This window comes from Viridibacillus sp. FSL R5-0888 (assembly GCF_038009105.1).
Taxonomy (GTDB): domain Bacteria; phylum Bacillota; class Bacilli; order Bacillales_A; family Planococcaceae; genus Viridibacillus; species Viridibacillus arenosi.
The window spans coordinates 111,800-132,690 of the sequence record NZ_JBBPAU010000001.1 but is presented as its reverse complement, the minus strand read 5'-3'; the positions used below and the strand labels follow the sequence as shown (position 1 = coordinate 132,690).

Sequence of the window (20,891 nt, the reverse complement as noted above, 5' to 3'; positions counted from 1 at the left end):
AGCTAAGTATTCTATTTTATCAATTTAGTAGGAAAAGGAGAATTTTATAATGAATTTTAAAGTTTTTATACTCGCAGCTTCTACTGTCGCAGTAGGACTCGTTGAATTAATTGTAGGTGGAATATTACCAATTATCGCTGATGATTTAAATGTGACTCTTGGTACCGCAGGACAGCTTATTAGCGTATTTGCACTTGTATTCGCTATTTCTGGGCCTATACTTCTTACACTAACCGCAAGAATTGAAAGGAAACGTTTGTATCTTATTGCACTATTTATATTTTTCATTGGGAATTTGATGACATATTTTAGTCCTAACTTTTCTTTAATAATGGTTTCAAGGGTTATAACTGCAATGAGTACTGCACTAATTATTGTACTATCGCTAACTATTACAGCAAAAATTGTTTCGCCTGCTCATAGATCTAAAGCTATAGGCGTTATTTATATGGGGATTAGTTCTTCACTTGTTTTAGGAGTACCTCTTGGTATTTTGATTAGCAATGCTTTTGGATGGCGAGTAATATTTCTTGGGATTGGTTTCTTATCAATCGGATCTATGATTCTCATTCACACATTTTTAGAACCGATACCTACAGAAGGAGATGTTAAGCCGCTATCTGTACAACTAAAGGCACTTGGAAGTTTTAAAATTGCTAGTGCACATCTTGCAACAATGTTTACTTTAGCAGGGCATTACACAATTTATGCTTATTTCACTCCTTTCTTAGAATCCACTTTAAATCTTAACCAATATTGGATCAGCATATGTTATTTACTGTTTGGTATTTCAGCAGTATTTGGCGGGGCATTTGGGGGAGCACTTGGAGATTGGCTAGGGGCACCTAAAAGTATTTTACTGGTTATTGGCTCCTTCGCCTTAGTATTATTTTTGCTCCCTTACTCGACTATTTCGCTTTTCCTATTCCTAGTGGTCATGATGATATGGGGCGCACTAAGTTGGAGTCTTGCTCCACCTCAACAAAATTATCTTATTCAAACGGATCCTAATACTTCTGATATACAGCAAAGCTTTAACAATTCTGCCTTGCAAATAGGGATTTCTTTAGGATCTGCAATCGGAGGTATTGTACTGGAACAAACAGGTACCGTCACAAGTACAGCACCCGTTGGAGGAGCAATTGTTATTATAGCTTTACTATGTGCAATATTTTCACTTACGAGACCTGCTTTAACAGTGAATGAAGCTAAGTGAATAAAAGAAAATATATAATCAAACATTAAAAGAAGGTTGTCGATGAGCACAAACACTCGTCAGCAACCTTTTTAGAGAACCGTTCTTTTCTTCATTCACTTTTAAATACAGATGTTCTTTTTTTATTAAATATAAAAATACTCCCTTAGATATTTCTATCCAAAGGAGTAAAATGGTTAAACTATTTATAAACGTCTAAATTTCATCTAACCTCATTCTTCTTGATAAAACATTGAATACAAATCATTTAATGTTACTTTCCCAAAACTAAACTCTGTTATTTGATTCTCTTTAAGAAATGCTAAAATATTTCCTAATTCACCTGAATCATATCCGCGGACATCTAGTAATGTAGTGCCGTTTGACAATGATTGCACTTTTGTTTCTGGAAACTCTTTTGAAATCTCTTCTTTTAACTTATCGGTCATTTCTGATATTCGAACTATTGTGATTTCTCTTTCTTCAAACCCTGGAGATATGCTATTAACAAGTATTAACTCTCCATTTTTTATAAAGAAAATACGATCCGCATATTTCTCTAAATTCTCTAATAAATGGGAAGCTACAATAATCGTTTTCCCTTCGGACTTCTTTTTAACTAGTATTTGCGAAATAAGCTCAACATGAGTAGGATCCAACCCATTCATCACTTCGTCCATTAACATGACTTGGGTATCTGATACAATTTGCATCGCAAAACAAAGCCTTTGGCGCATTCCCAAAGAATACGTCCCTGTACTCTTATGTATATATGATGCCATTCCTAGTTCTTGTATCGTATTGTCGATCAATTTTGGATTACTATTCCACATTGAGGAATAAATTTTTAGATGCTCTTTTCCAGAAATCTGATTATATAAGTCACTTTGATCAGGCATCATGGATACTAATTGATGCATTTTCACTTCATTCTTTTTATTTGTATATTCTAACTCATCATTTAAAATGACTTTTCCAGTATTTGGATTGATGTAATTCATGATGACATTCATAAGCGTTGACTTCCCCGTTCCATTGGGAGCTACCAAACCAATAATTTCGCCTGAATTGAACATTACAGAGATGTCTTTTAAAATGTCTCTCCCCGAAAACTGAACAGCAATATTTTTTAATTCAATCATAACTTTCCTCCATCTCTGTTAAACTAAAGTAGCTTAAATTTTCTTTGATTACTTATCAAGAAAGTGAAGACCAGAAAAATAAACGTACACAATCCCATTACCAAGATTCCACTTCCAAAAGTGAGTGTTTCAGAGCCATAGAGAAAGTTCCGATACCCTGAAATTATTTGTCCTACTTGAACATAGCTCGTTGGATACCATTGAACATTCCAAACAGCACCAAGCCCTCTTTCAAAGTAAATAAATTCAGCTATAACAAACATGAAACCTACCACTAAATTTGCAAACTCGTTTTTCAACAACACACTTACAAATAGTAACAATGAAATGATGAACAAAAACCAAAAAACAATGAATAGCATGTTTTGAACTAGATATTCCCCCATCAATATATTTGAAAATGCATCCTTACCAGAAGAATAAATTGGAACAGGTAAATCAAAATCACCAAACCCATTTCGACCACCAATTATCAATAGACCTACAGAAAGTGGGATAATCGATATGAGACTTCCTAATAAGGAAACTAATCCTTTAACAATTAACTTTCTCCAATCTGAAAGTGGCAAACCTTGTAACAATGTAGGATTCCGTCGATCCTTCAACACGATATCCACAGTGAGGAGTATACAGCTAACAATAAGAATTAGCGGCAGATAAGAGTTTAGCAGGCGTTGCAATGTTTGTAACGCTGTCCTTTCTTCGAAAACATTTACAGATAAATTAGATTTCCCTTCTGTATATGCTTTGTAACGACTTGCAGAATATAAATACGCATAGTGTCCGTCCATCGTTGCATAAATATTTCCAAACGTATAGTAACCCGGATTGTAGTATAGGACACCCATTGCATTGGGAAAAGTCAACTTATCAGCGTACGTATACCACTTAGATGTAGCCTCAGCATACTCTTTCAGGTTGTGCTGTTTGATAGCTTCTAATCTTTCTCCTTCATATTCATTCCATTCTTGAAATATTGAAACCGCAAAACTCGATAAATAGTGCGTCCCTTCATCAATCACAACATTATTTAGAAATGCTTCCCTCGTTAGATACCGTGCCTCAATTTCACTTACATCTACTCTTTCAATTGGGTTATATGTTGGAGCTATTTTTAGTGCAAAATCACACGAGAAGAAAAGTAAAATGACATAAATTGCAATATTTTTTCTATTGCTAATAAATTGTAAAAATTCAAACTTAAAATACGCCCACATGATCTCATCCCCTATACCCTTTTTAGTTTTCCAGTAGTCAAGAATAGCTTTACAGAAATTACCATTATGGCAATACTCATCCAGATATAAAGAAGTCCATATGTGCTATTTAAGATAACTGGGTTTTCAAGATCGAGCGTCTGCCCATTCAATATATTAGGAAAGTTCAAATAGTTAAATGGATTATATGGAACAAGATTCATCATGTTTGGAAATAACATAGGGAAAATAAACAATAACAATTCTAAAAATAGCGTCAAATACATATTCTTCAATAAAACATTTAAAATTACTGATAATAGAATTGCAAAAATGGCAATGCTAATCATATAAAGTATAGATAAACCTATGTATTTGTATATTGGATAAGCTTCAAAAATACCATTAAAGATGGCAATAGGATAAGAAGGATTTCCTAATCCCTTAAAATAAACCAATGGCAGGCTACAAACAAATAACTCTAGAAGAAATACACCTACTATGAGCATCGATGAAGTACATTTAGCTACAACGTATTTATCAAAAGCTATAGGATAACCCTTAATCAGAGATGTATGTTGGAATTCTTCTATCATGATTCCACATGAATAAATACACATGAAAATAAACCAAACCGAACCTAACACACCAAATAGGTAAGCGAGAAATTGAAAGAAAGATAATGAATCAATAGTTAGTAAAATCCCTGTTTCCTTCATATATTGATAAAATACACTATCCAATTGATTTTCTACTTTCGAAGGTAGATAAATCGCGACATCATCAAACCCCTCCATATCAAATGACTGAGCTCTTAAATTTGCAAGGTCTATTGCTGTATCCAAAAACAATTCTGGTAGATTCATTGTTAGTGCCATACGTTGCTTAGCTACAAATTGTTGCTGAAGTACTAAGTTCTTATACAAGTCACTACCATTCCCACTATCAGTAGCATCTACATTTTGAAATCTATTCAAAGCTGAAGAAAGCGATTGATATTCACCCGATTTTTCTATGACTGAGTTTCCTAAATCCTCAGTTTTCACAAATAAAACTAAGCCAAAAACAAATAATGCAACGATAATACAAGCAAAAATATTTTTTTTATTTGATTTCTCTAGGATTAAAAAAGTCCTTAACATCTTCCACATAAGCATCCCCCAAATAAATTATTGTAAAAAACAATTTATTTTAATCTCTGTATTAAATACGAACATAATAATTAGTACTAAAATTTTTATATTTAGTAGTATCGAAATATTATATTTTCAAAAGTCAATCAACATACCAAAACTGTAGATATGAAATATACCAACAGTTTTTACTGTGTGTGGACTAGACATGGTAAGTTGAGAATTAACCACGCAGTATTATCGGTATGTAATGATTATTATTTTGAATATTCGATAGCATCACCAATTTTTAAAACCACTCAAATATATTATTAGAACTAAACACCCATCCTCTAGGCGCATTTAGGACGGTGAAGTTGAAAAGATTTTCTAAACTCCGCTATTCTTTGCTGTGTCTATTCTATTCTATTCTTTTCGCTAAATTCCTCCTAAATTTTTGAAATTAAGAATTTTAAATAACTGTTTTTTAAGCATTGTGTTTACTTTTTTCATCATTTCTATATCCCCTTGTGTTTCTAATACAAACTTACGCATTCCTTATGGAACTAACCTGCACCGTTTGTTTAAGTATATTTATCCATAAGCTATTATCTGGTTTAGTTAAATAAAAAAACCTTAGAAAAATAATCTAAGGCAAAAACATTGCAACTTTATTTAAGAGTTTTAAGTTCTGTAGCTTTAGGTGAATTTGGGTGCTTTTTTATTATTGGGTAGATATTTTTTTGTTTTTTCGGGCAAAGTATAGAAGAAGTAATTGAAATAATAAAATAAAAACGAAAACAACTCCCAATACAATTAATGCTACTATTCTTAATTCCGGTGTTTGTTCTACGCCAGAACCATCTACTTTTCTAACCCCAATAAATATTGCTGTAGCAGCAAATAACACTAACCAAAATAGACTAGTTATCCACCACAATTTCATCATATTAACACTCCCTTTATTTACTAAAAAAACATCATATTGTATATTATAACAAAAAAATTTTGCGTTAATATGGATAAATTATTTTTGTTAAATAAAAAAACTCAATGGATATAAGAGTTGTTAATGCTGATATAAAAGATTTCAATGCTGTTAATATCATTGTTAAAGAATGACAGGATGAACATTCCAAAGCGTTACCACCTATTTTCAAGCAGTAGATCAAGTTATTCCACAAAGTTATTTTTACGAATTATTAGAAGGGGCTAATAGTGAAATCTTAGTAGCAAAATAGAAGAAGAAGTGGTGGGTTATGCTGTAATAGAAATAATTGAGTCTCCCCATTTGATTTCATGACACCAAGAAAATATGCTTACATAATGATCTTTTAGGAAATGCCAAAAAGCTCAAGAACGTATCAAAGTTCTTGAGCCTTTTTTATTTGAGCAATTATTTGTATAAGCTAATTATAAAGATTGATCAAACTTTGTATCTATCTAATACCAACTCTACAAATTATACCCCTTTTAAAACAACCTCTTACTAAGCTTTAGAAATATCAATAAATCCTTCTCCGAACACATCACGAACATCGTGTATAGCGATGAAAGCACTCGGATCAGTAGATTGAACAATCCGTTTCAACTTTATAACTTCTTGCTTACTAATAACAATATAAAGAATTTCCTTAGGGGTTTTTGTGTAATAACCATGACCTGAGTATACGGTTACCCCTCTGTCCATTAATGTAGTCACCTGTTTGGCAATGTCATTCGGTTTATCAGAAATAATCGTAATGGCCTTCTTCGGATTCAAGCCTTCGATTACAAATTCCATTACTTTCGTGCCTACATATAGCATAATAATTGTCAACATCAGCTTTTCCGCACCAATGATAAAATAAGATGAAAAAGCAACTATTAAATCAAAAAACAATAGACCATAGCTGATGCTCCATCCTAAATACTTTTGTGTTATCCTTGCTAAGATTGTAGTACCTGCTGTTGTTCCCCCAACCCGAATGATTAGGCCAATCCCGCACCCTACAAATATTCCTCCAAAAATGGCATTTACCATCAATTCATTAGAAGCAATATCCCAGCTTTCTGTCAGATGAAGAAAAAGCGAGTTCGAAACTACAGCAATAATCGTATAAATCGTTGTTATTTTATTCAAAAATTTATAACCGACTATTAACAAAAATGCATTCAGAATTAAGTTGACTAAACCTGGTGACCACTCAAATAAATAATAGGTAATAATCGTGATACCAGTTACTCCTCCTTCACCAAGCTCGTTCGGAATAACAAATAAATTAACACCTAACGCAAAAATAAACGCACCAATAATGATAAAAATAATGTCTGTGGTTCTTTTTTTCATATACTACCTCACTGCTTATAGAAATATTTACTAAGAACAAACTCTCACCATTATATCGTGGATCATTTAAATCGAACAGTAGTCTTTTATTTATTTTAATACAGGATTTTAATCAAACTTTATTATAAATCTACACAATAGAAGACGGAGTATCTTTTATATGCAATTCAGCACCTCCATTACTGAAGTCATGATGCCTACAAAACAACTTATTAATGTTTCGTTGTGCTTCTTTGTATCGGAAGCGGTATTGCCAGCAACTATGTAAGGTTCAATAACTTCCCTCGCCCAACTTATAAATGTTTTCTTCCAAGTAGTACCCCAACCAGCATACGAGTTAGCCCCTCATTACATATAAATCGGCTTTATAATTCAAAGAAATTTTTTCTCTTAGTAGGAATCCCACTTTTTTAGACAAGCATTCTAAATACATATAAAACGCCAATGATTATTTCCCCATTTAATTCGTTATTTTTTTATAGCTTTTGATTTTTTTATTCCCTGGTAATTCGTATTTTCCCCCTTGATCTTGCAACCTTGCATAATTTTTTTCGACTCTTCTGATGTCATTTTCACTTTATATCCCATCGACTATAGCTCCGTTTTTAATATAGTATGCCCAATTATGAAAATTTTAATCGCTTTCAGCCTACTCCCCTACCGGTTTTCATACACTTTTATATCCAGAACAAAATGATTGTATCCAAGAGTAAAGTTAGGAAGTGAAATAAGGAAAAATGGAGAGAGAAGCCGGGCGAGTGATAAAAGAGCCAGAAAAAAAGACAGGAAAAAGAACGAGGTCAAATCGTAAGATTGATATAAATGTATATTTATAATAAAGATTAATCAAATTAATACTAATAGCCTTGATAAACAAGCAAAAAGAAAGAGCATGTTTTTTAAAAAAGATTAATCAAAACACGCTCTTAATATATTTTATTGAATCATTCTTTTATAAAAAAGTTTGATTATTTCTATGATATCTCCCATGGCTTTTGGGACCGCTACTCTAATCCTTTAACTGATAGAAAACCTGTTCAATTTTGCCTCAGTACCAAGCATGACAGTATTAAGCTCATTCCCTCGGCTATCTTGTCCCCTTCTGAAATAGAGACTGCGTAAAAAATTCTTGCTGTTCACGCGAGCAATCACCTGACTGCGACTTCTCGGCAAATTGCAGCATTGCGCTAAGCCGTTAATCCAATCAGCGATTTCTTGATGTGGAACTAACTCTTTGTCAATCATCGTATCCACGATGTTGACCAACCGCTCATCATCCTCATCGCTAAAAATGTGTCTACCATTATGAAGCATGCCAGAAATAGCGACAAGAACCTCACGCAGCAGTGTGACGCTGCTCTCCTCGCACTGCACCAGCTCGACAAAAACATCCGCACCGTGAGACGCGCTGTGAGCCCAGCCTCCTACTGAAAGGTAACCCCGTAGATCCTTCTCCTCTTTATAATAACGTAGCATTGCATGCATTAATTGCTCAATTTCGGCTAGATTGAAAAACGGATTCTGTCTGTGGCGTTGCACAATCAAAGCGATAGGCAAGGCAGAGAACGTCCTTGTAAAAACTGACTGATCATCCTCGCTGCCAATATTATAGAACAAATGGTTTTCACCAGTCAGAACAGTTAAGAGACTACGCAGCTCCTCTCCACTGAACCTATTCTCTTCCTTAATCCACATATAAAACATCGGATAAATCAGGTTATCCCGTAATTCTGGCTGAGGATCGCCAATATATTGAAGTAACAAAGGTAAGAAATCTTGATGCTGCTCACCTTCGCGTAACTGATACTCATCCTTCTCAATTCTTTGCAAATCCAGCATCAATTTGGTCCTTGTATCGCTCATTTTCCCATCCCTCTCATCATTCGATCTATTCGGTCGATTGTTTTTTCAAATACTCTTAAACCTACGTTGTTATTTTTAAAAATTTTTTGCAATCTTATTTTTACTCCCGATTCATGAGCTGTAAATAACCTTTGACTCTACTTTAAGTCATCAATAAGAATTATTTCCGATAAACACAAACAACTTTACCGTTTTTACTCTTGATTACTTCAGCTTTCGGAATACTATTTCTACCGACCCCACAACCTAAATCTAGGACTTTTACGTTCTCTTTACCATCAAATAAATGTAATAAATCGGTTACCGTTTTTACAGGTTTGTGTAACCAAGAACCTTCTTCAAATAATTTATATTTATCATAACAATAATCGTGATATTTCTTCTCTTCATTTCGAATAAATTCAATTCTACTCAATGTTTTCACCCCTTACATCAAATTCTTTATTGAATGAAGAAACACCTTCTTAAACTATCCTGCCCCGTTAGTTCAATAAGAAAAAGGCTTCACTCCTTCTTGAAGTAAAGCACCCATTAGCTTAAAAAGTATAAATGGCGACAAAAAATCCAAATGCTGCAGCAATGATAGAAATTATTGCACTTGTTTTCCGTTTTGCTTTTAGTTCCAAAAACCCCGTAACCAAAGAAGACACACTTAAGAACAACAGCATATATGGCTTCACAATGATGTGATTTAAATGGAGGGAGAAGGAATATTAAAATATTAAGAATTATCTCATTGGTTATTGCTTTTGCATTAGCAGGTTATAGCCTTATTACTAAAGACTTTGAGTTTATACTCTAATTTTTGGTTATGAAAATCAAATTCTTTCTTCCACTAAACTGCCCCGTTAGTTCAATAAAGAAAAAAGAGCCATACATTTTGAAATTATTAGTACCATCATATTAGCTCCTTTAATTGATACGTTCAACGTACCAAGGGGTCTTATTGTTTATAAACGTTGTTTGAATACGGGCTTATTTTGTTTTGGTATGTAACTACTTTGGAATGATAAAACTTATCTCATATTGGGGTAAGTTTTTTATTGCTATCAACTTTTTCTTCATTTCACACGTCTAGTAGTTGTATACAATTTGAAAATGTTAAAAAGGAGCTTCTTTGGACATGAAAACAAGAAATGCATTTCAACATGAAGAGAAATTTGTCCAGTTTATTCGTGAACAGAAAGAACGTTTTTATTTGCTCGCTTATAACTATACGAAAAATGAACAGGACGCACTTGATGTTGTACAAGACAGTATTCAAAAAGCAATGCTTTCTCTCGATCGACTAGAAAATGTCGAGTATATGAAAAGCTGGTTTTATAAAATCGTCGTACGTACTTCCATTGATTTTTTACGTAAGCATAAACGCTTACATGTGACAGACGATGATACATTGCAATATTTAACACCTGCACAAGAGGATGTCTACGAAGACGTTGATTTAGAGCATGCGTTAGACGAGTTACCTCAAATGTATCGTGAAGTAGTCATTTTACACTATTTTGAAGATTTAAAGCTCGCTGATGTAGCCAATATCCTAAACATTAAGTTGAGTACAGCCAAAACTCGCCTTTATAAAGCGTTAAAACTCTTAAAAATTCAATTGCAAGATGTGAAGGGAGAAACAACACATGGATGAAAAATTAGAAGAAATAGAAAAGCAATATAATGAGGTACCCATTCCAAAAGAGCTTGATTTTGTGGTTGAAAACGCACTAGAGCAAGGCAAAAAGAAGAGAAAAAACCGAGCACCACTATGGTTACTTGGATCTGCAGCGGCAGCAATGCTTTTTACAGCTAGTTTAAATGTCAGTCCTGCAATGGCACAAACACTTTCAGAAATTCCTGTTGTTGGCAGCATCGTAAAAGTTTTAACATGGACTGAATATGAAGTTAAAGAAGACACATATGACGCTGACATTAAAGTACCTTCTATTGAAAACTTAGAAAATAAAGATCTTGCCAATACTTTAAATGAAAAATACCGTTCAGAAGGTAAGGCTCTTTATGATGACTTTATTTCTGAGGTTGATTATGTAAAGGAAATTGGAGGCGGTCATGCAGGGATTGATAGTGGTTATGAAATCAAAACAGTTACTGACCAAATCTTATCAATTGGCCGTTATACCGCCAATACAGTTGGATCATCTTCTACAACTATGCACTACGATACAATTGATAAACAAAATGAAATTTTAATTACACTACCGATGCTATTTAAAGACGATAGTTATATTAAAACGATCAGTGAAAACATTATTGAACAAATGCGTGAACAAGCTGCATCCGACCCAGATAAAACGTACTGGGTAAAAGGAGGAGGTCACCCTGATGAAGAAGTTATAGATGAATTTACAACTATTAAAGCTAATCAACAATTCTATATTTCAGATAAAGGTAAACTTGTTATTTCCTTCGATAAATACGAAGTAGCACAAGGCTATATGGGTATAGTAGAATTCGAAATCCCAACCGATGTCCTAAAAAATGATCTTGTAAGTTCTAAATATATTCATTAATCATTTTGCTAAAAAGTATTGTTCCAAAATACGAGGTATTTGACGATTAAATTGTCAAATACCTCGCTTTTTTATGTATGAAATACTTCTTTGGTTCTTCTTTTAAGAAGAGTATGATTATTTTAAATCTCCTTCTTCAACTAAACTGCCCCGTTAGTTTAAGTACATTTCTTCACAATCTTTATAGTGATATTAACATAAATATCCAACAAAAAAATCATCTCTCCTCCAAAAATCTAAAGAGGTGAGATGATTTTAATCAAACTTTATTACAAATAATCAAACTTTTTTATAAAGCAACAATTCATCCTTATAATAACAATTTCCTACTCAACCGTAACTGATTTAGCCAAGTTACGTGGTTTATCTACATCGCAACCGCGGTATAGTGCTGCATAGTAGCTTATAAGCTGTAATGGTACTACTGACATAAGTGGTGTTAGTAATGGGTGTACTTGTGGCAGGACAATAGCGTCGCCATCTTGTTCCATACCTTCCATAGAGATGATACATGGATTTGCACCACGTGCTGTGACTTCTTTCACATTCCCTCGGATGTTCAGGCTAACTGATTTTTGCGTAACAAGTGCTATTACTGGCGTACCTTCTTCAATAAGAGCTATTGTGCCATGTTTTAGTTCTCCTCCAGCAAAACCTTCAGCTTGGATGTAAGAGATTTCTTTTAATTTCAGTGCACCTTCTACACTTACACAATAATCGATATTACGACCGATGAAGAATGCGTTACGTGTTGTTGATAAATAGTCTTTAGATGCTATTTCAAAGACCTCTTTTGAATCGACAATTGACTGAATTGCATTCGCCACGATAGCTAACTCTTTTTTCAGGTCGAAGTTTACTTCAATTCTTTGAGATTTTGCTTCTACATAAGCTGCAATTGCTAATACCGCTACTTGGGCTACATATGCTTTAGTAGAGGCTACAGCGATTTCTGGACCTGCATGTAAGAGCATTGTGTAATCTGCTTCGCGTGACAGTGTTGAACCAGGTACGTTTGTAATTGTTAACGTTGGGTAACCAAGCTCTTTAATTTTCACTAATACTTGGCGGCTATCTGCTGTTTCACCAGATTGTGTTATGAAAATAAAGAGAGGTTTTTCAGATAGTAGTGGCATATTGTAGCCAAATTCGCTTGAGATATGCACTTCAACTGGAATACGTGCGATTTTCTCGAAGTATTCTTTACCTACTAAACCAGCGTGATAACTTGTGCCAGCTGCAATAATATATAAGCGATCTGCTTCGTGCAATGCTTCTGCAATTGCAGGGTCGATAGCCAGTTCACCTTGTTCATTTTCATAAGCTTGAATGATTTTGCGAACAACACTTGGTTGTTCATCGATTTCTTTCAACATGTAGTGAGGATATGTGCCTTTTTCAATGTCACTCATATCTAACTCAGCTGTATATGGAGACCGTTCTATTACTGTGCCATCTAGGTTTTTAATCGTCATCGCTTCTTTTCGTACGATTACGATTTCTTTGTCATGGAGTTCTACAAATTGATCTGTTACTTGTAGCATTGCCATAGCATCAGATGCCACGACGTTAAAACCTTCACCCACACCTACTAGTAACGGACTTTTATTTTTAGCGACGAAGATTGTTTCTTCTTCAGCTGCATCAAGTAAAGCAATAGCATATGAACCGTGTAGTAAAGCTAATGTATGACGGAATGCTTCTTCTGTAGTCATTCCATCAATCACAAACTTTTCAACTAACTGCACAATAACCTCTGTATCTGTATCGGATTTCATGTCCACGCCTTGTAAAAATTCTTCTTGCAATAAATGATAATTTTCAATAACACCATTATGCACAAGTGTAAATCTACCTGATGCACTTTGATGTGGATGCGCATTTAGTTGGTTTGGCACGCCATGAGTTGCCCAGCGTGTATGACCAATTCCTGTGTTAGCTAGAACGTCTTCTTCTACTACTGCACGTAAATCAGCGATACGTCCTTTTTCTTTAAAGACTGTAATCCCTGCTTCATTACGAAGTGCAATTCCTGAAGAGTCGTATCCACGGTATTCTAATTTTTCAAGGCCTTTTAAAAGGATTTCTTTCGCATCCATAAAGCCGATATATCCAACAATTCCACACATATTAAATTCCTCCGAAGTTTGCAAAATTAGCCGCAAGAAAGTATACCTCGTCTTCCTAAGAAGTCGGGGAAACATTCTTATGCTGCTGTGTCTTTGCCATTTTGCTTCTTTGTCCGTTCGATTACTCAAACGTTTTATAAGCAAAATTTCGATCGGGCAATGGCGATCGGGAGGCATCCGCCGAAACTTTCGATACTCCTCCACCTCGTCTGCTGAAGATCTATGTCGTCCAATTTCTTCAGCGCTGGCGCTATAATTGTTTTCCTTTGTTTTATGCGCTACTTTTGATTTCTCCTTCTGCGCAGCTACTATTTTAGTATAAAGATTAACTCTCTATACAGCAGCACCTTCATCATACTTAAATCACTATTCATAGTCAATCAGAAACATGCTTTGAAAAGGTTTACAAGGAAAAATAATATTTCCCACTATATTATACGTTCAAATTGCACCTTTTGTTCCCCACTTTCATAAAATCAACCGTTAATGTGTATACATTAACGGTTAGTTCATTATTATTTATCTAATAATTTTAGTAATTCTCTATTAAATGCTGGTATGTCATCGGGTGTACGACTTGTTACCAATTGATTTTGGCATACGAATACTTCCTCATCTTTATAAATCGCTCCCGCATTTTCCATATCTACACGAATAGATTTATAGCCAGTTGCCCCACGGCCATCTAAAGTCTTCGCGGATATCAATAATTGTGGACCATGACATATTGCAAATACAGGCTTTCTTGCATCCATAAATGCTTTTGTAAAATTGACAAATCGATCATCAGCTCTTAGTAAATCCGGTGAAAATCCACCTGGAATAAATAATGCATCAAAATCTTCTGTTTCCACATTATCAATGGCGTAATCAATTTTCACCTTTTCACCATGCTTACCTTCTACTTGATTGCCTACTTCATTTTCAATTGTAAATACTTCATGTCCAGCGTCTCTCATAGCTTTTGCAGGATCCGTAAATTCCACATCTTCAAACATATTCGTTATGACTGTTGCTACTTTTGCCATTTCCAATCACTCCTAAGTTGTTTGTTGAATAAGGGTACATTATCAACCCTACACTAAAACTATTCCACATTTGAAGTAAATTAAACATTAACATTTAATTTCAACGTAGGCTGGTGATTAGTACTACTATTTCTACGAAAAATAGCATTATACATTACTCCATTGATAAACTTCGAGTTATGAGATTAAGAAGTTAGTTAAATTAATATGATTTAAAATACAAAAAGGGCAAGCATCTCGAAATATGCTTGCCCTTTTTCTTCTATTATTCAGTTAATCCCATTTCCTCTTTTACAACGGCTGCAATTCGTTCTGCATAAGCTTCACAATTCTCAGTTGTCGATGCTTCGACCATTACACGAACTAATGGTTCAGTTCCTGATGGTCTAACAAGAATACGACCATTACCATTCATCTCTTGCTCTACCTCAGTAATTACTGCCGCTACTTGTGCATTTTTTGTAACAGCGTATTTATCTGTTACACGAATATTAATTAGCTTTTGAGGGAAAATCGTCATCTCAGCTGCTAGCTCAGATAATGTTTTACCTGTTAATTTCATCGCATTAACAAGTTGTAAACCTGTTAGTAAGCCATCACCTGTTGTGTTGTAATCAAGGAAAACAATATGCCCTGATTGCTCTCCGCCTAAGTTGTAATCGCCTTCGCGCATAGCTTCTACAACATAACGGTCACCTACTGCAGTTTGAATACTTTGCATACCATGTTCTTCTAGACCTTTATAGAAACCCATGTTACTCATAACCGTAGATACAACTGTATCTTTGTTTAAACGTCCTTTTTCTTGGAAGTGTTTAGCGCAAATATACATGATTTGATCTCCGTCAACGATATTACCCTTTTCATCGACAGCGATTAATCTGTCACCATCACCATCAAATGCAAGTCCAACATCTGCGCCTTTTTCAACTACCATTTTAGCTAGGTCTTCAGGATGTGTAGAACCTACACTCTCGTTAATGTTTAAGCCGTTTGGTGAAGCACCCATCGTTGATAAATCTGCTTCTAAGTCTGCAAATAGGTGTGCTGCGAGTGAAGATGTTGCACCATGTGCGCAATCTAATGCAATATGGATACCCGTAAACTCTTCTTCTACTGTCTGTTTCAGGTATTGAATGTACTTTTGACCGCCTTCTAAATAGTCACTTAATGATCCTAAGTCACCACCTGTTGGGCGAGGTAGATCATCTTGTTCTTGGTCTAATAAAGCTTCAATTTCTGCTTCTTGTTCATCAGTAAGTTTAAAACCATCGGGACCGAAGAATTTAATACCATTATCTGCGACTGGGTTATGAGATGCTGATATCATAACTCCTGCTTGACCACTCATAACACGTGTTAAATAAGCCACTCCTGGTGTGCTAATGACGCCTAGGCGCATTACCTCTGCTCCTACTGACAGCAAACCGGCTACAAGTGCTCCTTCAAGCATTTGTCCAGATATACGTGTATCACGACCAATTAATACTTTTGGACGTCCTGTGGCTTCTTTCGTTAAAACGTATCCACCGAAGCGACCGAGTTTAAATGCTAACTCAGGCGTCAGCTCACTATTGGCGACTCCGCGGACGCCGTCTGTACCGAAATATTTACCCATTTTGTTCTCTCCTTCAAAACTATCTACGATCCTTCAATCAAATTCGTTTAAGATATTCGTTCTATTCGAAGATTAGCGATGTTATTAGAAAGTGACCAGGTAAGATCCCTTGGTCCATCAACTTGAATAGATAGCTTATGATTTCCAATGTGTTTATCTGCTGCTTCAATATATATATCGAAATCATCGATATCTAGATTTGCTAAATCCTTTTCATCACCTTTAACAGTTAATGTAACTAAACCATTCTTTGGTGTGATAAAGTCGCTACTATAGTCCTCATCTAGGTTTCGAACGTCAACAGCTACATTCTTAAATTCTTTCGAGCTTATAATTGATGAAGTTTCTTTCTCGTCAGTCTCTTGTTCTTCGTCTTTAATTACTTCTTCATCAGTATTCGATTCGTTTTTCTCAACTACAGCTTGGACTTTTATGCTGTCTTCAGACAGCCGTGAAATGCCCTCTGGCTTATCAATATCAATATTAAAGATACCAGATTTTTTGATTTTAGATACATCTACATCAACATTAAGTTGTTCCATATTTTCAAGAGCAGCTTTTGATCCGAATAAAGTCATCTTGCTCGTTATGGGCGTCAATGACTTTATCGTGATATCTTTACCTGGCGTCCCTTTTTGATTTAAGACGACAGGTACTTCCTTAGTATACTCTCCAATGTCAACATTCACTTTAATCTTCCCTGGCTTCACTTGGACATCTAATTTGTTCATTTCACGATCAAGTATTTTTACATTTGCTTCCTGTTCAAAGGAACTCTTCAGTCCTTGCTCACCAGTAACTGTCGCTTTTACATAGCTTATGCTATCTACTGCACTTTTAGCGCCAGTAACTGTTACCGTATTAGGATTCGCTGTCATACTTTTCACGTAATAGTCTTCTGCGAGTAGTCTTTCATTAATTTCCGGATCGATTTTAAATGTTCTTGTTACCCTTTCTTCAATTGAAATATCAATTGTTGATGGGTCCATTTGTACTGATAATTTATCAGAAAAATTTTCATGTTGAATCGTTACTTTATGTTCCCCAATTGTTTGCTTACGTAAATCTACGAATACAGTATAATCACTCACTGCTTTCGTTTGTAAGACGATGGCCATTGGACCCTTGATCGTAACATCTACGGTTTTTGGAACTCCTGTAACGATTAAACTCTCATCATCATAGTAAACCTGTACGGGTACATTATGAAGCACGTCCGCTTGTGTCCCTGATGAAAAGCCATCAGAACTATCTTTTTCTTTTGGCTGAACCGTAAAAAATAGGAGCATAGCTAATGTTAGGGCTGTAATTCTTAAAAACCAGGGGCTTTCAATCAATTTATCCATCATTTTTTATTCCCCCTCCAGCTCCACTTAGAGGTATTTGTTGCTTCTAGCTCGGGGCCAAACCACGCTTTACGTAAACGCGCTTCAAATTCTTCAATTGAAAGGTCACGGTGTAAATCTCCATTAACCGTTAAACTAATTGCTCCCGTTTCTTCTGATACAATAATTGTTATGGCATCAGTCACTTCACTAATACCTATAGCGGCTCTATGACGTGTACCTAGTTCTTTCGAGATAAATGGACTTTCTGATAATGGTAAATAACAAGCTGCAGCTGCAATTTTGTTCTTTTGAACGATTACTGCTCCATCATGTAATGGTGTATTAGGTATGAAGATATTAATTAGTAATTCAGACGAAATTTCAGAGAACATCGGAATCCCTGTTTCTACATAATCATTCAAACCTGTTTCGCGTTCGATAGAAACAAGCGCTCCAATACGTCGCTTCGCCATGTAACTAACGGATTTTGACATCGCACTTACTAAGCGTGTACGCTCTTCATCTTCTTGTAAATTACTACGAGCAAATAGCTTACCACGACCAAGTTGTTCTAGTGCTCGACGTAACTCTGGTTGGAATATGATAATAATAGCGAGGAAACCAAAATTGATAACCTGTTGCATCATCCATCCCAGTGTATTAAGGCCTGCATATACAGTAATAATACGAATAATAATGATGACGAATATTCCCTTTAATAATTGGACAGCTTTTGTTCCTCTTATTAAGGTTAAAATTTTATAAATAACAAACCATACTAAAAGAATGTCCAGAATGTTCATCAACATTCTAATCCATACATTGTCGGTAAATTGTGTAATTTCATTAATAAAAGACATGTGGATCCCCCACTTTTCTAGCGAGTGCATATGTGTTCAGTATAGCACAACTCTTACTTTACTTGCTTAGATGAAACAGAAAAGTCTACCTCAAACAGTAGACTTTTTCATTTGTTTTATTCGTTTTTCCCTAAAAATGAAAGTATTTCTTTTCCACCATTTTTAATTTTATACCAAAGCCATTCAAATGCTTGATTAATCTCATCTATTTGACCTGTGACATTTGCTGTTGAAGCCATATATTGACCATTAATCACTGTGATATTACCATCTACCGAACCTTTTACAAGGATATCCCCATTCTTGACTACGATATCACCTGTCACAGTCTTCCCTTCAGGTACGATGACTGTTTGCCCCTCTACAACTAAGTTTGGCTGTTTGGTCACTGAAAATTCCTTATTATCATTAAAGCCTGTAAGAAGCGAGGCACTCATTAAGATACAAAACATTGCTGCTGCAACAAATATAGGATGGCGACGTAGCCATCTTTGGACACCGGCTCCTGATCTTCCTTTAGGTAGACGAACCATAACGTTTTGCTTGAAATCCAGAGGTACTGAAACGACGGCAGCACTTTTGACAAAGGCAATTGTGCTATTTAGCTCCTGCATATGTTGTCGACAGTTATCACAGCTTTGCAAATGTGCTTTTAGCTCGATTTCATGTTCACGACTAATATCACCATCTAAATATTCATGCATGTATTCACCAATATGTTTTGGACACGCATTCATAGTGAAATCCCTCCTACAGATTGCCTAATTGCTTTCTCAGAGCTTCACGCCCTCTGTGAATTCGAGTTTTGACTGTCCCAAGTGGCATATCTAAAATCTCGCTAATCTCCTGCAATGGCAATTCCTCTATATACTTTAAGACAATGACTGTTCGATATTTGTCTGGCAACTGGCTAATTTCATATTGAATTCGCTCCTGCAGCTCCATTCTTTCTACTTCTTCCTCAGGCAGCCTATCTGATGAGGAAATTTGAGAATACATATCTAGACCGTCCGTTCCAGCAACTTGTGCATCTAAGTAATAGTCCGGTTTCTTCTTCCTTATACGGTCTATACATAAATTCGTCGCTATACGGTACAGCCAAGTCGAAAATTTTCGATTCAAATCAAAAGTATGAAGATTAATATACGCACGGACAAATGCCTCCTGCGCTATATCTTCCGCTTCATGTTGATTGCCAAGCATGCGATAACAAACTTGGTACAGCTTTTGCTGGTAGAGGCTCACAATATCAGAATACGCACTTTGATCGCCTTTCAGCACTTGTTTTATTCTCTTGTTGATTAATGCGTCCATTGTGATTTCCCTCCGCCCATGCGGCTGTTATTCTATATACGAGTCGCCCATAATGTAAGTTTCATTTTTTTGAAAAAAATTTTTTAAAGCTCTAAAAAATCTTTCTTCCATAATTATAACAAATATGTAAGTAAAAATGATTCAAATTCATAAGAAACTCTTCTTTTCAGGACTTAATTACTTGCCAATAAGTTCCCATTTCAAAAAAACCTAAACTTTTCAGCAATTATAAAAGGACGGGCATGCCCGTCCTTTTACATTACATTAATTTTTCACCGAATAACGATCCCATTAAAGCAACTGCTACATCTGCTGTTTTATTTTTTTCATCTAGGATTGGATTTACTTCTACAAATTCAGCTGAGGTAATCATTTCTGATTCATATAACATCTCCATCGCTAAATGGCTTTCACGATATGTAATACCTCCTGGAACAGGCGTCCCAACTCCTGGCGTGTAAAGCGGGTCTATTCCATCTAGATCCAGTGACAAATGCAATCCATCTACATTTTTCCCTCTCAAATAAATAATTGCATCTTGAATAACTTTAGTCATTCCCACTCTATCAATTTCATGCATGGTGTACACTTTAATTCCTTTTTCTTTTATTAATTCACGTTCCCCTGGATCCACCGAGCGAGCACCTATAATTACAATATTCTCAGGTTTCACTTTTGGAGCATAATCACGAATGTTTACCAGCTTTTCATGACCAAGTCCAATACTTACAGCTAGTGGCATACCATGAATATTACCAGATGGTGAAGTATCACCTGTATTCAAATCTGCATGTGCATCATACCAAATAACTCCTAAATTCTCATAATGGTCTGATAAACCTGCAAGTGTGCCTATTGCAATACTATGATCTCCACCAAGCACAAGCGGAAAATGATTTTGTAAAACGACATCATGTACCTTATTTGCAAGCTTTGTACTGGCTTCAGTTACAGCTGATAAATTTCGTAAGTTTGTATCAGCTGATACCTCACGCTCAGATATCCCAATCTCAATATCACCCTCGTCTATCACTTCATAGCCCATTGCTTCTAATCTTTCTACAGCGCCCGCATATCGGATCGCACTTGGTCCCATATCAACCCCACGACGTGTTTGACCAAGATCCATTGGTACACCTATTAATGAAACATTTAATTTATGCATTATTTTATTCCCCCTTTGTGTATTACCTATATTGTAAATGCTAGAATCATGTTGGCTCAACCCCACAAAATTCTGAATATTTATACAAAA

At 35.4% G+C, this 20,891-nt stretch carries 18 protein-coding genes and 1 pseudogene; 3 read left to right on the top strand and 16 right to left on the bottom strand.

Annotated features, from left to right (window positions below; translation table 11 throughout):
* The first annotated feature begins 49 nt into the window (after positions 1-49).
* Positions 50-1,216: an MFS transporter gene (locus tag MKY02_RS00690; RefSeq protein ID WP_038186547.1), complete on the top strand. Its 1,167-nt coding sequence runs from the start codon at positions 50-52 to the stop codon at positions 1,214-1,216.
* 212 nt (positions 1,217-1,428) lie between these two features.
* Here MKY02_RS00690 and MKY02_RS00685 read toward each other — a convergent pair whose 3' ends face one another.
* From MKY02_RS00685 to MKY02_RS21980, 8 genes and pseudogenes are all read right to left on the bottom strand, one after another.
* Positions 1,429-2,337 (bottom strand): ATP-binding cassette domain-containing protein, encoded by a 909-nt coding sequence (locus MKY02_RS00685; RefSeq protein WP_038186549.1) that lies wholly within the window; start codon positions 2,335-2,337, stop codon positions 1,429-1,431.
* 23 nt (positions 2,338-2,360) lie between these two features.
* Complete coding sequence (locus tag MKY02_RS00680) at positions 2,361-3,554, bottom strand: ABC transporter permease subunit (protein WP_038186551.1); 1,194 nt, start codon at positions 3,552-3,554, stop codon at positions 2,361-2,363.
* 11 nt (positions 3,555-3,565) lie between these two features.
* A complete protein-coding gene (locus tag MKY02_RS00675; RefSeq protein WP_340710461.1) occupies positions 3,566-4,684 on the bottom strand; it encodes an ABC transporter in 1,119 nt (372 codons plus the stop codon).
* 685 nt (positions 4,685-5,369) lie between these two features.
* On the bottom strand, positions 5,370-5,594 hold the full coding sequence (locus MKY02_RS00670) for a DUF3923 family protein (RefSeq protein ID WP_051448750.1): 225 nt from the start codon (positions 5,592-5,594) through the stop codon (positions 5,370-5,372).
* Between the two features lie 540 nt (positions 5,595-6,134).
* Positions 6,135-6,974, bottom strand: coding sequence for a YitT family protein (locus MKY02_RS00665; RefSeq protein ID WP_038186554.1), 840 nt, complete (start codon positions 6,972-6,974; stop codon positions 6,135-6,137).
* A 1,017-nt stretch (positions 6,975-7,991) separates the two neighbouring features.
* Positions 7,992-8,837: a DUF2785 domain-containing protein gene (locus tag MKY02_RS00660; protein ID WP_038186555.1), complete on the bottom strand. Its 846-nt coding sequence runs from the start codon at positions 8,835-8,837 to the stop codon at positions 7,992-7,994.
* Positions 8,838-9,009: 172 nt separating this feature from the next.
* Positions 9,010-9,252: pseudogene (locus MKY02_RS00655) on the bottom strand (class I SAM-dependent methyltransferase); the annotation flags it as partial.
* Between the two features lie 121 nt (positions 9,253-9,373).
* A complete protein-coding gene (locus MKY02_RS21980; protein ID WP_081730110.1) occupies positions 9,374-9,505 on the bottom strand; it encodes a DUF3953 domain-containing protein in 132 nt (43 codons plus the stop codon).
* A 455-nt stretch (positions 9,506-9,960) separates the two neighbouring features.
* On the opposite strand from MKY02_RS21980, the gene MKY02_RS00650 reads away from it, so the two are divergent.
* Positions 9,961-10,479: a sigma-70 family RNA polymerase sigma factor gene (locus tag MKY02_RS00650; protein WP_038186561.1), complete on the top strand. Its 519-nt coding sequence runs from the start codon at positions 9,961-9,963 to the stop codon at positions 10,477-10,479.
* Entirely contained in the window at positions 10,472-11,359 is an 888-nt protein-coding gene (locus MKY02_RS00645) for a DUF3298 and DUF4163 domain-containing protein (RefSeq protein ID WP_340710458.1), read from the top strand. The genes MKY02_RS00650 and MKY02_RS00645 overlap by 8 nt, the downstream gene beginning before the upstream one ends.
* Positions 11,360-11,685: 326 nt before the next feature.
* Here MKY02_RS00645 and glmS read toward each other — a convergent pair whose 3' ends face one another.
* The 8 genes from glmS to rocF all read right to left on the bottom strand — a co-directional run bounded on the left by glmS (position 11,686) and on the right by rocF (position 20,801).
* Complete coding sequence (glmS, locus tag MKY02_RS00640) at positions 11,686-13,488, bottom strand: glutamine--fructose-6-phosphate transaminase (isomerizing) (protein WP_038186566.1); 1,803 nt, start codon at positions 13,486-13,488, stop codon at positions 11,686-11,688.
* A 515-nt stretch (positions 13,489-14,003) separates the two neighbouring features.
* Positions 14,004-14,516 (bottom strand): type 1 glutamine amidotransferase domain-containing protein, encoded by a 513-nt coding sequence (locus MKY02_RS00635; RefSeq protein WP_340710456.1) that lies wholly within the window; start codon positions 14,514-14,516, stop codon positions 14,004-14,006.
* Between the two features lie 265 nt (positions 14,517-14,781).
* Positions 14,782-16,134: a phosphoglucosamine mutase gene (glmM, locus tag MKY02_RS00630; RefSeq protein ID WP_038186571.1), complete on the bottom strand. Its 1,353-nt coding sequence runs from the start codon at positions 16,132-16,134 to the stop codon at positions 14,782-14,784.
* Between the two features lie 47 nt (positions 16,135-16,181).
* Positions 16,182-17,483, bottom strand: a complete 1,302-nt coding sequence (locus MKY02_RS00625) for a CdaR family protein (RefSeq protein WP_051448751.1) — start codon at positions 17,481-17,483, stop codon at positions 16,182-16,184.
* Positions 17,480-18,322 carry a diadenylate cyclase CdaA gene (gene cdaA / locus MKY02_RS00620; RefSeq protein ID WP_038186573.1) on the bottom strand — a complete coding sequence of 281 codons (843 nt, stop codon included), beginning with the start codon at positions 18,320-18,322 and terminating at the stop codon, positions 17,480-17,482. Before cdaA ends, MKY02_RS00625 begins: the two co-directional genes overlap by 4 nt.
* A gap of 116 nt (positions 18,323-18,438) precedes the next feature.
* Positions 18,439-19,059 (bottom strand): anti-sigma factor family protein, encoded by a 621-nt coding sequence (locus MKY02_RS00615; RefSeq protein WP_038186576.1) that lies wholly within the window; start codon positions 19,057-19,059, stop codon positions 18,439-18,441.
* A 13-nt stretch (positions 19,060-19,072) separates the two neighbouring features.
* Positions 19,073-19,636, bottom strand: a complete 564-nt coding sequence (gene sigW, locus MKY02_RS00610) for an RNA polymerase sigma factor SigW (RefSeq protein WP_038186582.1) — start codon at positions 19,634-19,636, stop codon at positions 19,073-19,075.
* Positions 19,637-19,895: 259 nt separating this feature from the next.
* Positions 19,896-20,801, bottom strand: coding sequence for an arginase (rocF, locus tag MKY02_RS00605; RefSeq protein WP_038186584.1), 906 nt, complete (start codon positions 20,799-20,801; stop codon positions 19,896-19,898).
* Between the last annotated feature and the right edge of the window lie 90 nt (positions 20,802-20,891).

Coding starts and splice junctions, on each gene's coding strand:
- MKY02_RS00690 (WP_038186547.1), top strand. CDS start 50: ATGAATTTTAAAGTTTTTATACTCGCAGCTTCTACTGTCGCAGTAGGA.
- MKY02_RS00685 (WP_038186549.1), bottom strand. CDS start 2,337: ATGATTGAATTAAAAAATATTGCTGTTCAGTTTTCGGGGAGAGACATT.
- MKY02_RS00680 (WP_038186551.1), bottom strand. CDS start 3,554: ATGTGGGCGTATTTTAAGTTTGAATTTTTACAATTTATTAGCAATAGA.
- MKY02_RS00675 (WP_340710461.1), bottom strand. CDS start 4,684: ATGTGGAAGATGTTAAGGACTTTTTTAATCCTAGAGAAATCAAATAAA.
- MKY02_RS00670 (WP_051448750.1), bottom strand. CDS start 5,594: ATGATGAAATTGTGGTGGATAACTAGTCTATTTTGGTTAGTGTTATTT.
- MKY02_RS00665 (WP_038186554.1), bottom strand. CDS start 6,974: ATGAAAAAAAGAACCACAGACATTATTTTTATCATTATTGGTGCGTTT.
- MKY02_RS00660 (WP_038186555.1), bottom strand. CDS start 8,837: ATGAGCGATACAAGGACCAAATTGATGCTGGATTTGCAAAGAATTGAG.
- MKY02_RS21980 (WP_081730110.1), bottom strand. CDS start 9,505: ATGCTGTTGTTCTTAAGTGTGTCTTCTTTGGTTACGGGGTTTTTGGAA.
- MKY02_RS00650 (WP_038186561.1), top strand. CDS start 9,961: ATGAAAACAAGAAATGCATTTCAACATGAAGAGAAATTTGTCCAGTTT.
- MKY02_RS00645 (WP_340710458.1), top strand. CDS start 10,472: ATGGATGAAAAATTAGAAGAAATAGAAAAGCAATATAATGAGGTACCC.
- glmS (WP_038186566.1), bottom strand. CDS start 13,488: ATGTGTGGAATTGTTGGATATATCGGCTTTATGGATGCGAAAGAAATC.
- MKY02_RS00635 (WP_340710456.1), bottom strand. CDS start 14,516: ATGGCAAAAGTAGCAACAGTCATAACGAATATGTTTGAAGATGTGGAA.
- glmM (WP_038186571.1), bottom strand. CDS start 16,134: ATGGGTAAATATTTCGGTACAGACGGCGTCCGCGGAGTCGCCAATAGT.
- MKY02_RS00625 (WP_051448751.1), bottom strand. CDS start 17,483: ATGATGGATAAATTGATTGAAAGCCCCTGGTTTTTAAGAATTACAGCC.
- cdaA (WP_038186573.1), bottom strand. CDS start 18,322: ATGTCTTTTATTAATGAAATTACACAATTTACCGACAATGTATGGATT.
- MKY02_RS00615 (WP_038186576.1), bottom strand. CDS start 19,059: ATGAATGCGTGTCCAAAACATATTGGTGAATACATGCATGAATATTTA.
- sigW (WP_038186582.1), bottom strand. CDS start 19,636: ATGGACGCATTAATCAACAAGAGAATAAAACAAGTGCTGAAAGGCGAT.
- rocF (WP_038186584.1), bottom strand. CDS start 20,801: ATGCATAAATTAAATGTTTCATTAATAGGTGTACCAATGGATCTTGGT.